General features: G+C 72.0%; 10 protein-coding genes and 2 pseudogenes. 7 read left to right on the forward strand and 5 right to left on the reverse strand.

Annotation, left to right across the window (positions count from 1 at the left end; translation table 11 throughout):
* The gene (locus AC3ETA_RS37120; RefSeq protein WP_432197293.1) at window positions 1–960 is read right to left on the reverse strand and encodes a GlxA family transcriptional regulator; all 960 of its coding nucleotides are present in this window, start codon (window positions 958–960) and stop codon (window positions 1–3) included.
* Between the two features lie 134 nt (window positions 961–1,094).
* Here AC3ETA_RS37120 and AC3ETA_RS37125 point away from each other — a divergent pair, with 134 nt between their 5' ends.
* On the forward strand, window positions 1,095–1,409 hold the full coding sequence (locus AC3ETA_RS37125) for a DUF4326 domain-containing protein (RefSeq protein WP_432197294.1): 315 nt from the start codon (window positions 1,095–1,097) through the stop codon (window positions 1,407–1,409).
* Window positions 1,410–1,442: 33 nt separating this feature from the next.
* Here AC3ETA_RS37125 and AC3ETA_RS37130 read toward each other — a convergent pair whose 3' ends face one another.
* From AC3ETA_RS37130 to AC3ETA_RS37140, 3 genes are read right to left on the reverse strand one after another with little or no spacing between them, the layout of a single operon-like run.
* The gene (locus AC3ETA_RS37130) at window positions 1,443–3,299 is read right to left on the reverse strand and encodes a GMC family oxidoreductase (protein WP_432197295.1); all 1,857 of its coding nucleotides are present in this window, start codon (window positions 3,297–3,299) and stop codon (window positions 1,443–1,445) included.
* A complete protein-coding gene (locus AC3ETA_RS37135; protein WP_432197296.1) occupies window positions 3,296–4,690 on the reverse strand; it encodes a tocopherol cyclase family protein in 1,395 nt (464 codons plus the stop codon). The genes AC3ETA_RS37130 and AC3ETA_RS37135 overlap by 4 nt, the downstream gene beginning before the upstream one ends.
* On the reverse strand, window positions 4,687–5,403 hold the full coding sequence (locus AC3ETA_RS37140) for a FadR/GntR family transcriptional regulator (RefSeq protein ID WP_432197297.1): 717 nt from the start codon (window positions 5,401–5,403) through the stop codon (window positions 4,687–4,689). Before AC3ETA_RS37140 ends, AC3ETA_RS37135 begins: the two co-directional genes overlap by 4 nt.
* 135 nt (window positions 5,404–5,538) lie before the next feature.
* On the opposite strand from AC3ETA_RS37140, the gene AC3ETA_RS37145 reads away from it, so the two are divergent.
* Complete coding sequence (locus tag AC3ETA_RS37145) at window positions 5,539–6,435, forward strand: DMT family transporter (protein ID WP_432197298.1); 897 nt, start codon at window positions 5,539–5,541, stop codon at window positions 6,433–6,435.
* Window positions 6,436–6,441: 6 nt separating this feature from the next.
* Here the strand turns inward: AC3ETA_RS37145 and AC3ETA_RS37150 are convergent, their stop codons facing one another.
* Window positions 6,442–7,173, reverse strand: coding sequence for a flavodoxin family protein (locus tag AC3ETA_RS37150; protein WP_432197299.1), 732 nt, complete (start codon window positions 7,171–7,173; stop codon window positions 6,442–6,444).
* Between the two features lie 213 nt (window positions 7,174–7,386).
* On the opposite strand from AC3ETA_RS37150, the gene AC3ETA_RS37155 reads away from it, so the two are divergent.
* The 5 genes and pseudogenes from AC3ETA_RS37155 to AC3ETA_RS37175 form a co-directional block, all read left to right on the forward strand.
* Window positions 7,387–8,553 (forward strand): glycoside hydrolase family 64 protein, encoded by a 1,167-nt coding sequence (locus AC3ETA_RS37155; RefSeq protein WP_432197300.1) that lies wholly within the window; start codon window positions 7,387–7,389, stop codon window positions 8,551–8,553.
* A gap of 180 nt (window positions 8,554–8,733) precedes the next feature.
* Window positions 8,734–9,158: pseudogene (locus AC3ETA_RS37160) on the forward strand (DinB family protein); the annotation flags it as partial.
* Between the two features lie 44 nt (window positions 9,159–9,202).
* Window positions 9,203–9,820, forward strand: coding sequence for a TOPRIM nucleotidyl transferase/hydrolase domain-containing protein (locus tag AC3ETA_RS37165; RefSeq protein WP_432197301.1), 618 nt, complete (start codon window positions 9,203–9,205; stop codon window positions 9,818–9,820).
* A 64-nt stretch (window positions 9,821–9,884) separates the two neighbouring features.
* The gene (locus AC3ETA_RS37170; RefSeq protein WP_432197302.1) at window positions 9,885–10,853 is read left to right on the forward strand and encodes a nitrilase-related carbon-nitrogen hydrolase; all 969 of its coding nucleotides are present in this window, start codon (window positions 9,885–9,887) and stop codon (window positions 10,851–10,853) included.
* 104 nt (window positions 10,854–10,957) lie between these two features.
* A pseudogene (locus AC3ETA_RS37175) lies at window positions 10,958–11,254 on the forward strand (hypothetical protein); the annotation flags it as partial.
* Between the last annotated feature and the right edge of the window lie 12 nt (window positions 11,255–11,266).

Consider the following 11,266-nt stretch of genomic DNA (forward strand, 5'->3'; position numbering starts at 1 on the left):
TCATCGGCCCCGTAGCGAGCCGGCCGTCGCCCCGGTGCGCTCGCGGAGCAGGATGCGCAGGGTGTTGGGGTGCTCGTAGCCGACCTTGCGGGCGATGACCTCCAGGGACAGATCCGTGGTGCGCAGCAGGTGGGAGGCCTGCTCGACGCGCAGGTCCTGGACGAAGCGGACGGGTGAGGTGCCGAGCGTGCGGCGCACGGCGCGCTGGAGCGTGCGTTCGCTGACGCCGACGGCCCGTGCCGCGTCGGCGATCGAGATCGGCCGGTCCAGGTGCACCCGCGCCCAGCGCTCGAAGGCGGCCAGCGTCGGATCGCTCTGCGCGAGTGCCGCGGAGATCGTGTACGCCGCCTGCGACGGGCGCTCGTCGACGACGAGGTAACGCGCGACCAGGTCCGCGAGGGCCGGGCTGCTCATCCTTACGATCGCGAGCGCGAGGTCGACGTGTCCGAACGCCGCCCCGGCCGTGGTCACCCCTTCGGACGTGGTGACCATGCGGCTCTCGTCGACCGTGACCGCGGGGTAACGCTTGCGGAAGTACGGTGCGAGCCACCAGCTCGTCGTGGCCGTGCGCCCGTCGAGGATCCCCGACTCGGCCAGCAGGAACGTGCCCGTGCAGGCGGACGCGACGGGCGTACGGCGGGCACGCGTCGCGGCCACCAGCCTTCGTACGGGCTCGGCGTCCGGGCCGGAGACGCGGGCGATCAGGGCGTCGGGCCGCCGCTCGGCCAGTGCGGGCACCAGCAGCAGGTCCGCGTCCTTCGCGGTGCCCACCGGGAGCGTCTCGACCAGGTGCCCTGCTCCGGTGCGGATCCGGCGCCGGAAGCCGATGGTGGAGACCTTCCAGAGGGGCGGCGGCTTCGGCAGTTCCGCGCGCATCGCGTTCGCCCCGTCGAGGACGTCGAGGAGGGCGGAGAGCCCGGAGTCGAACACGCCGTCGTACGCCAGCACCGCCACATCCATGTCGGAAACGATATCGGACGCGTCGTTTCCGACACTGGGCGCACCCGGTGGGGCGGCATAGCTTTTCGGTGTCCGGACGACAGCCGGTGCCCGGTACCGGCACCGCACGTTCACCACGTTCACCGATGAACGGCATGAGCCCCACCACGGTCGTCAACATGAAGGGGCATCGCGACGACCCCGACTACGCGGACGTCGTCCATGTCGGCCGCGCGATGCACCGCGGTGGCTGGAACCTCGCGGGCTCTCCGCTCGCCAGTCCCTTCCGGCCCGGACGGGACGGCACCCGGGAAGAGGTGGTCGAGAAGTACCGCGCCCACCTGCTGAGCCGTCCCGACCTGCTCGCCCTGCTGCCCGCGCTGCGCGGCCGCAGGCTCGGCTGCTGGTGCGTCCCGCAGGCGTGCCACGCCCAGGTCATCGCCGAACTGGCCGACTCGCCCGGGTCGTAGCCGACGGGCCGGGAGACGGCCAGGTGCCCTCCCTCACACCTCCCCCGCGAAACGCCTGGCCACGGCCAAGGCCGCCGCCATGATGCTGAGTTGCGGATTCACCTCGGGACAGCTCGGCAGTACGGATCCGTCGGCGATCAGTACGCCGTGCACGCCCCGCAGACGTCCCTCCGCGTCGGCCGGTGACCGCTCGGGGTCTGACCCCGCGGCGACCGAGCCCGTGGGGTGGAACGCGGACACATGCAGCTGACGTACCGTCACCGTGGCGGGCATCGCCTCCAGCTCGTCCATGGAGCGGGCGCGTGGCGCATGCGGCACACCGGTCAGAACCTCCTCCGCTCCGGCGGCGAACAGCAGGCGGCCCATGGCTCGTTGAGCGCGCAGCAGGCGCTCGGCGTCGTGGGGCGCGAGGTCGTAGCGGAGCAGCGTGCGATCGCGGCCGAGGACGCGGCCGGAGGGCCGGTCGGCGATCATCGCGCCGAGTGTGGCCAGTTGTTCCGTCCCGTCGATCTCGCGGCGCAGTTCGCGTCCGACGCCCGGCAGGACGAACGAGCTCATGCCCGGGGGCGCGGCGGTGGCTTCGATCAGTATGCCGTCGGCGTGCAGCTCCTCCACTCCTACGCTCTGCAGGACGCCCTGCCAGCCGGTGACCGGGCTGCTGAAGCGGCCCGCGACGCTGATCGCGGGGTGGACGCTGAGGTTCCGTCCGATGGCCGGGTGCCCGCCGAGGCCGGAGCGGCGCAGGAGTTGCGGTGCCTGCAGGGCGCCGGCGGCGACCACGACCAGCGGGCTGAGGATCTCGAGGCGGCTGCCGTCGGGGCGGCTCACGACGACTCCGGCGGCCCGTGGACCGCCCGGCCGGTCGCGGTCGGTGAGGATCCGCAGGACGCGGGCGCCCGTCACGATCGCGGCGCCGGCCGCGCAGGCCTCGGGCAGCACGGACAGCTGGACGCTCTGTTTGGCGCCGGTCGGGCAGCCGACGACGCACTGGCAGGAGCCTCGGCAGCCGGGGGCGTTGCGGCGCAGGGGCGCGGCGGCCCAGCCGAGTTCCTTCGCGCCTGCGAGGGCGAGGCGTCCGTTGTTGCCGAGGACGTCCAGGGGCTGGCGTGCCACGCGCAGGGTGCGTTCGACCTCGTCGAGGTGGGCGCCGAAGCCGTCGGCGACGTCGAATCCGTGGTCGTCGAGCCAGCGGGTGACGACACGGTCCGGGGTGCGGTAGCAGGTGCCGGAGTTGACCACGGTGGTGCCGCCGACCGCGCGGCCGACGGGCATGACCAGCGGGGGATTGCCGAGGGCGATCGTGGCGCCGCCGTCCCGGTAGAGGTCGGTGAAGCGGTCGAGCGGAGCCCTGTGCGCGAAGGACGCGGTGGTGTGGTGCTCCCCCTCTTCCAGCACGACGACGCGCATGCCCGTACGGGCGAGGGTCCGGGCGGCCATCGCGCCGCCCGCGCCGGATCCGACGATGACGGCGTCGGCGGTCGAACAGGTGGGCCAGTCGTCGGCGGGGGTGCAGTCGAGCGGCGGATCGTCGGGGACGGGCCCGGCGGGTGCGGGGCCGTCGTGTGCGAGGCGTGCGGTGCCGGCGGCCAGCAGGACGGGCACCTTCACCGCGTCCAGGAGGGGCAGCAGCGCCCGGTGGGAGGCGAGTGACGCCATGACGTGCTCCCGTTCCGCGGCGCCGAGCGCGGGAAGCCGGCGGCCGGTGCGGACCATGGCGTAGGCGTTGATGGCCGTGGTCGCGCCGCGTATCGCCGTGCGGGTGTGGGCCGGCATCGCGTCCAGCAGCGTCTCGACCCGCCGGGGCACGGCTCGCGTCCACTCGGTGGCGCCGTCGTCCGCGAGCAGCGCTTCGGCAAGCGCGGTGAGGCCGGGGGAGGTCGAGGGGCTCATCGGTCGCCGACCTCCGCGTGGGCCGTGCCGGAGAGCCGCCATGTGGCCTCCTGCCGCCAGGCGCCCCACCAACGCTCCAGAGTGACCACCGCGTCGGCGGTCTCGCTGTTGCGGCAGACCGCGGGCGAGCCGTCGGGGTCGGTGTAGTCGAGTGCCAGGGTCCGCTCGGGCGGCTGGGTCACCGTCACCCGAATGCGGCGCCGGCCCACGCGGCCGGACACCCGCCACTCGGGCAGGCCGATGTCCGCGCGGAACCGGCCGAATCCCGCCCAGCCGGCGGCGGTTTGCTCGGCGCGGCGCGGCCAGGTACGCCCGTTGCGCAGCAGGCGCAGGAACACCAGGGGCGGCAGCTTGTCGAGGCCGCGTCGCATGGACACCGCGGCCACGATCTCCAGGATGTCGCCGCCGCCCAGGTCGGCGTGGAGCCAGGCCCAGCGGCGGGCGTTGCCGTGGCCGTAGATGCGGGCGCTCGCGCCGACGGCGTCGTCCAGCCGCAGTTCGTTGTCGTCGTACCGGACGGTTCCGTCGTAGCGGCAACGCGCCGCGGGCAGCATGTGGCTGGCCGGCAGCCAGGGGCGGCGCCAGGACCAGCGGGGAAAGGTGTGGACGGGCTCGCCGCGCGGTGTCTCGGTGAGCGACCAGGTGAACGAGCCTGCGGAGCCTGCGAGTCGGCCGGGACGGGCGTGGATGCCCTCGGCGGCGTAGCCCTCCGCCTGCTGCGTCCAGGGTACGGGGCCGAAGCGCGCGTGTTCGGCGGGGCCGTCCTTCGGGAAGACGGCGACCCAGCCGTGCGCGTAGGCGCCGGAGCCGTCGGTGGGGGCGACGACCTCGTGGTGAAGCCAGACTCCGCTGCCGGTCGCCGGGTCGGTGAGGGTGGTGTACCAGACCTCCGTGCGCCCCGGTTCCCCGTCCCAGCGCGGCGCCAGGTACCGATCGGCGGCAGCGTCGGTCGCACGCGGGAAGCGGAAGCTCCCGAGGAAGGGCAGCAGGCCGGTCGTGACGGGGAATCGCACGGTGCCCTCACCCACGCGTTCACCGTCCTCGTACAGCGTGTAGGGCAGCACTGTCAGCGAGGCGAGCGGTCGTGCGGGTGAGACGGACTTCCAGCCGTCCAGCACCAGGCGCCGGCCCTCCAGGGTGAAGGAGATGCGGTAGCGGATCCTGCGGCGGGCCAGGGGCGAGATCTCCATCTCCCCCACGGCGTCGGCGTCGTCCGCCCGCCCGGCGATCCGCACCCGCCCGGTCACGCGCGCCTGTGTCGTGCGGTGCGGAAGCATCACGGCGTCGGCGCGGACCACGAGATCCAGTCGTACGGCGCGCTCGTGCTCCTCGTCGCCCAGCCGGGCGCGGCCCGGCATCGTCTCCCGGAACACCGTCCCTCGTGAGGTCACCGGGCACCGTCCCGGCGTTCGCGGGAGGCAGCCAGGCCTTCGAGCATGATGCGTTCCGTCGCCGACAGGTAGGCGCCCGCGGCGACGCGTGCCGCCGCCTCGTCGCCGGCGGCAACGGCCTCGACGACCGGGGCGAGGCGGTCGTGTGCGGCCCCGGCGTCGAGGAAGGGTTCGACGAGCGCTGCGCGCACGGGCAGGTAGGCGTTGAACAGAGTGTTGGTCAGCAGGACGTAGACCCGGTTGCCCGTGGCGCGGGCGAGCGCCCGGTGCACCTCGGCGTCCGCGAGCTGTACGTCCTCGCCGCCGTCCGCCTCCCCGACGGCCGTCATCAGGGTGCGCAGTTCGGCGATCCGGGCGGCGGTGGCGCGGGCAGCGGCGCGCTCCGCGATCAACGCGCCGATGCTGCGCCGCACTTCGAAGACCTCGCCGATCCAGTCGGGGCTGTGCCGCACCAGCATCGGCAGCAGGTCCGCGCCCCCGAGGCGCAGGAAGTCCCGTACGCGGGTACCCACCCCGTGCCGTGTCTCCAGCAGACCGGAGTGCACCAGTCGGCCGAAGGCATGCTTCAGAGTGGTGCGGTTGACCCCGAACCTGTCGGCCAGTTCACGCTCGGCCGGCAGCATGCTGCCGGCCGGGTGACGTCCGGCGAGAATGTCCTCGCGCAGCCGCCTCTCCAGGACATCGACGGTCGTCTCGCGCGGCAGTGCTTCCATCCCGGCTCCCGGCCCTGAGTGGTTCAGTGACTGAGCCACTGAACCACTGGAGTGATATCCCGTCAATGAGCCGGGCTTCGGCGGGCGTTCACGGCATGCTCAGCCGGTGTCACACGCACGTCGCCGATCTCAGAGGTGGCCACGCTGAACATCACGCTCTCCGTCGTGTTCGCGCTCTGCGCCGCGTCGAGCAATGCCGTCGCGACGGTGCTGCAGCGCAAGGCGGCGCTCACCGTGCCGCAGTCCCAGGGGTTCCGGGCGGGGCTGGTTCTCGATCTGCTGCGCCAGCCCGTCTGGCTGGCCGGGATACTCGCGGTGATCGCCGCCGCGGTCTGCCAGGCACTGGCGCTGGTGACCGGACCGCTGACGATCGTGCAGCCGCTGTTCGTACTGGAGCTGCCGCTCACGCTGATCGTGGCGTCGCTGCTGATGCGCCGCCATCTGGCGCGCAACGGCTGGCTGGCCGTGGCGGTGGTGGTGGCAGGCCTGGGGGTCGCGCTCGCCGCCGCCTCCCCCACGGGCAATCGCACCCACGTGGCACTGGATCGCTGGATCCCCGCACTCGCGGTGTGCGCCGGAGTCGTCGCCGCGCTCGCCCTGGCCGCCTTCCGGCGCCCGGAGGGCCGTGCCCGGGCAGCGTTCCTGGGCACCGCGACAGCGATCAGCTATGCCGTGACCGCGGCACTGATGAAGGCGTCCACGCACATCCTCGACGACCAAGGCCTGGCGGCCTTCTTCGCCGCCTGGCAGACGTACGGATTCGCCGTGACCGGCGTGTGCGCGCTGCTCCTGCTGGAACACGCGATGCAGGCCGGACCCCTGGTCGCCTCCCAGCCGGCGCTCACCCTCGGCGACGCGCTGGTGAGCCTCGCCCTCGGCATCACCCTGTACGAGGAGGAGATCCGCTCCGGCTGGTGGCTGCTCCCTCAGCTCTTCGGGGTCGTTCTGATCGCCGCCGGGGTCCTGGCACTGTCGCGGATCCCGCTCACCCAGGCACTGGTGACGCCGGACGAGCAGAGCCGGACGGTGTGACGGGGCTCAGCGGTGCTCGGGGTTCTCCGCGCCCGGCCGGCAGCCGGCGTCCCACTCCGAGCGCTGGTTGCCGTGGGCGGGGATGCCTCCGGAGCGTTTCAGCAGGGCGGCGATGTGCATGAGGTTCCACGTCATGAACGAGGTGTTGCGGTTGGTGAAGTCGTTCTCGGGGCCGCCCGAACCCGGGTCGAGATACGACGGGCCGGGGCCGGCCACGCCGATCCAGCCGGCGTCCGCCTGGGGTGGGATCGTGTAGCCGAGGTGCTGGAGGCTGTAGAGCACGTTCATCGCGCAGTGCTTCACGCCGTCCTCGTTGCCGGTGATCAGGCAGCCGCCGACACGGCCGTAGTAGGCGTACTGCCCCTGGGAGTTGAGCAGGGACGAGCAGGCGTAGAGCCGCTCGATGACCTTCTTGGTGACGGAGCTGTTGTCGCCGAGCCAGATGGGGCCGGCGAGCACCAGGATGTCCGCCGCCATCACCTGCTCGTACAGCGCGGGCCACTCGTCGGACGCGAAGCCGTGTTCGGTCATGTCGGGATACACGCCGGGGGCGATGTCGTGGTCGACGGCCCGGATCTCGGAGGTGGTGACCCCGCGCTCCATCATGATCGCAGCGCTCTTGTCGATCAGGCCCTGGGTGTGGCTGCGCTGCGGGGACGGCTTGAGGGTGCAGTTGATGTAGAGGGCCGTCAGGTCGTCGAAGCGGTACGTGGTGTCGCCGGAGGATGAGTTCGCCATGGGGGAAGCGTCTCGCGCCTGGTCCCGTTTGTCCCGGTCCGACACCGTACAGAATTCATCCAACCGCTCCCACTTCATTGACATGTCCTTGACTCGGGGCGACGCTGAGAGCGCTCTCAAGAATCCGCACCAGGACAGCACCAGCCAAGCTCCGTCCCCCCACTGACACGGAGGTCGAGAGTGTTACGGAGACTCAGGAAGCGCCTTGCGGCGATGGCCGCGGCATCCGCTCTGCTGGGCGGGGTGATCGGGCTCGCCGCGCCCGTGCCCGCTCAGGCGGCCGTGCCCGACACCGTTCCGCTGAAGATCACGAACAGTTCCGGCCGCAACGAGCCGGTGTACGTCTACAACCTCGGCACCCAGCTCTCGACGGGCCGGCAGGGCTGGGCCGACGCGGGCGGCACCTTCCACGCCTGGCCGGCCGGCGGCAACCCGCCGACCCCCGCTCCGGACGCGTCGATCCAGGGGCCGGCCCCCGGGCAGTCGACGACGATCCGGATTCCGAAGTTCTCGGGGCGGATCTACTTCTCCTACGGCCGCAAGCTGGACTTCCGCCTCACCACCGGCGGTCTGGTGCAGCCGGCCGTGCAGAACCCGAGCGACCCCAACCGCGACATCCTGTTCAACTGGTCGGAGTACACGCTCAACGACGCCGGGCTGTGGCTCAACAGCACCCAGGTCGACATGTTCTCCGCGCCGTACGCCGTCGGGGTGCAGCGCGCGGACGGCTCCACCGTGAACACCGGCCATCTCAAGTCCGGCGGCTACAACGCGGTCCTCAACGGGCTGCGCTCCCAGTCGGGCGGGTGGGCCGGCCTGATCCAGACGCGTTCCGACGGCACCGTGCTGCGGGCCCTGTCCCCCGGTCACGGACTGGAGACCGGCGCACTGCCCGCGTCGGTGATGAACGACTACGTCAACCGGGTCTGGCAGAAGTACGCCACGACGACCCTGACGGTCACCCCGTTCACCGACCAGCCGAACACCAAGTACTTCGGCCGGGTCTCGGGCAACGTCATGAACTTCACCAACAGCGCAGGCACGGTCGTCACGAGCTTCCAGAAGCCCGACGCGGACAGCATCTTCGGCTGCCACAAGCTGCTCGACGCCCCCAACGACCTGGTCCGCGGCCCGATCTCCCGCACGCTGTGCGCGGGTCTGAACCGTTCGACGCTGCTGTCGAACGCCAACCAGCCCGACACGTCCGCGGCGAACTTCTACAAGGACGGGGTGACCAACCACTACGCACGGCTCATCCACGCTCAGATGCAGGACGGCAAGGCCTACGCGTTCGCCTTCGACGACGTCGGCAACCACGAGTCGCTCGTCCACGACGGCGACCCGCGGCAGGCGTATCTGACGCTGGATCCTCTGAATTGAGTGAGCGGAGACACTGACCGGGGTTCCGGATCCGACGGCAGCCGGGGGCGGTTCGCAGGCGGCACCATGTTCCTGCGAACCGCCCCCACTCCAACTCCGTGCTGCTTCACAGGAGTTGACCGCTGGCCTGCGGCTGAGCGGAGCGACATGGGTGACCGCGAGGGGAGCCGGACATGGGGCGCGTGGCAGGATGCCGACGGCATGTCCGTGGCCAGGATCGCCGAGGACTGGAGCGTCGGCGTCGAGCAGGTCGAGGAGATCCTCCACCGCAGCGGCCCGCCGGAGCCCGAGGTGACCCCGGTGACGACGATCGCGTGGTGGCTGGCGCACCTGCACCACTGCTTCGCCGGCGCATGGGAGTGAACCTTGTGCGGACGCCGGTACGATCCGAAGCTGCTGGTCGACTTCACCCCCGACGCCACCCTGGCGCAGGAGCGGTTCCGGGCGGCGATCGACCGCTGGCGCGACAGCGTCGGCACCGTGACCGACGAGCAGCTCGACATCGTCGGCTTCTCCCAGTACCCGTACGGCTCCGACCCCGGCGAGCCGTACCACGACGTGCTCTGCGGGCCAACCTCGAATGCATCCACCACATGGCGGAGATGAAATTCCCTGGCGTGGGGGTCGGAAGAGAGCGGAGACTCGTCTCATGGCTGACATGGGGGCGTTCCGCGAAGCGGTCACCGCGTGGGCGGCCGGTGGCCCCGACGGCCCCGCGCGCGAGCTGGCCACGCGGCTGCCGGTGCGGGCGGCCGTCCTGCTCGAAGGGCCGAGCGACGTCGCGGCTGTCAACGCGCTCGCCGAGCGACGCGGCCGCGACCTGGAGGCCGAGGGAATCTGCGTCCTGGCGATGGGCGGAGCGATGAGCATCGGCCGCTACGCCCGCCTCCTGGGCCCGCCGGGCCTGGGCCTGCGTCTGACTGGGCTGTGCGACGAGCGGGAGCGCAGCTACTACACCCGCGGCCTGGCGGACGCCGACGCCGGCCGACCGAGCTTCTTCGTCTGCGCGGCGGATCTGGAGGACGAACTCATCCGCGCGCTGGGCGTGGGCCGGGTGCACGAACTGGTGCGGGCGCAGGGCGAACTGCGTGCCCTGCGGACCTTCCTGAACCAGCCCGCCCAGCAGGGACGTCCCGCACAGCAGCAGCTGCGGCGCTTCCTCGGCACCAAGAAGGGCCGCAAGATCCATTACGGTCGTGTCCTCGTCGAGGCCCTCGACGCCGACCGCGTGCCCGCGCCGCTGGACGACCTGCTCGCCAGTCTCTGACAGGCCCGACGGGATACCGCGTTCTGCTTGCTGGATGATCGATCGGCTTCCTAGGGTCGAGGTCATGACCTCAACGAGCCCCTCCACCGCCGCGGACGGCACGTCCCGCTCCACCGTGACCGCCGCCGTGGTCCAGGCGGCAGCCCCGCTGTTCGACACGAAGGCCGCACTGAGCCGTGCGGAGGAGCTCGTCCGGGAGGCCGTCACCGACCGCGGGGCGGACGTGGTCGTCCTGCCCGAGGCGTTCCTCGGCGGCTATCCCAAGGGCCTGGACTTCGACATCAGCGTGGGCCGCCGTACTCCGGCGGGCCGCGAGCTGTTCCGCCGCTACCACGACGCCGCCGTCGACGTCCCCGGACCCGAGGTCGACACCGTGGCCGCGCTCACCCGGGAACTGGGCTGCCACGCCGTCGTCGGCGCGGTCGAGCGGCAGGGCGGGACCCTCTACTGCGTGGCCCTCTTCTTCGGCCCCGACGGCTATCTGGGCCTGCACCGCAAGCTGATGCCGACGGCCGCCGAACGCTATCTGTGGGGCCAGGGCGACGGCTCCACCCTCCCGGTCGTCGACACCGGGGCCGGCCGGCTGGGCGCGGCCATCTGCTGGGAGAACTACATGCCGTTGTTCCGTACGGCGATGTACGCCAAGGGCGTCGACCTGTGGTGCGCGCCGACCGTGGACGACCGCGACGCCTGGCAGGCCACGATGCGGCACATCGCCCTGGAGGGCCGCTGCTTCGTACTGAGCGCCAACCAGTACCTGCGCCGCGACGCCCTTCCCGCCGACCTCCATCCCGTGCAGGGCGACGAGCCCGACACCGTCCTCATCGGCGGCGGGTCCGTCATCGTCTCCCCGCTGGGCGAGATCCTCGCCGGCCCGCTGCGCGACGGGGAGGGCATCCTGACCGCCGAACTCGACCTGGACGACCTCACCCGCGCGCGCTTCGACTTCGACCCGACCGGCCACTACGCCCGTTCCGACGTCTTCACCCTCCACGTCGACGAGTCGGCACGCACCGCGGTCACCCGCGGCTGACCGCTCTCGCCGTCAGTCGGCATACACCCGGCCTTCCTTCCGCAGGCAGTGGACCGGGCCGGAGCAGCCGATGGACGGCGTGATCAGCAGGCTCTCGGTGAGCGGGGCCGGCCGCGGAACCGAGTCGGATCGACCACCCGCGCGCCGGTGCTGAAGGAGGCGACGGCGGTGGGCGTCCTGTCCGGCTCGCCGGGTCTCGACACCACCATCAGCGCCTACGCGTCCGGAGCGGTCGATCCGAGGCCGCTCGTGGCGGCGACGGTGAGCCTGGACGAGGCGCGCGGATGCGTTTGCGTACGAGGCTGTCCAGCTCAGTCGGCCCGGTCCTGGCGGGTGGGCGGCCGGACGGCGCCGGTCCCGGTCCCAAGATCCATGTGGATCCGCGTGCCATCGCCCGCTGAACCCGCTCCTTC

This window comes from Streptomyces sp. bgisy027, assembly GCF_057710365.1.

Coding starts and splice junctions, on each gene's coding strand:
- AC3ETA_RS37155 (WP_432197300.1), top strand. CDS start 7,387: ATGGCCGCGGCATCCGCTCTGCTGGGCGGGGTGATCGGGCTCGCCGCG.
- AC3ETA_RS37130 (WP_432197295.1), bottom strand. CDS start 3,299: ATGAGCCCCTCGACCTCCCCCGGCCTCACCGCGCTTGCCGAAGCGCTG.
- AC3ETA_RS37170 (WP_432197302.1), top strand. CDS start 9,885: ATGACCTCAACGAGCCCCTCCACCGCCGCGGACGGCACGTCCCGCTCC.
- AC3ETA_RS37150 (WP_432197299.1), bottom strand. CDS start 7,173: ATGGCGAACTCATCCTCCGGCGACACCACGTACCGCTTCGACGACCTG.
- AC3ETA_RS37140 (WP_432197297.1), bottom strand. CDS start 5,403: ATGGAAGCACTGCCGCGCGAGACGACCGTCGATGTCCTGGAGAGGCGG.
- AC3ETA_RS37165 (WP_432197301.1), top strand. CDS start 9,203: ATGGCTGACATGGGGGCGTTCCGCGAAGCGGTCACCGCGTGGGCGGCC.
- AC3ETA_RS37125 (WP_432197294.1), top strand. CDS start 1,095: ATGAGCCCCACCACGGTCGTCAACATGAAGGGGCATCGCGACGACCCC.
- AC3ETA_RS37120 (WP_432197293.1), bottom strand. CDS start 960: ATGGATGTGGCGGTGCTGGCGTACGACGGCGTGTTCGACTCCGGGCTC.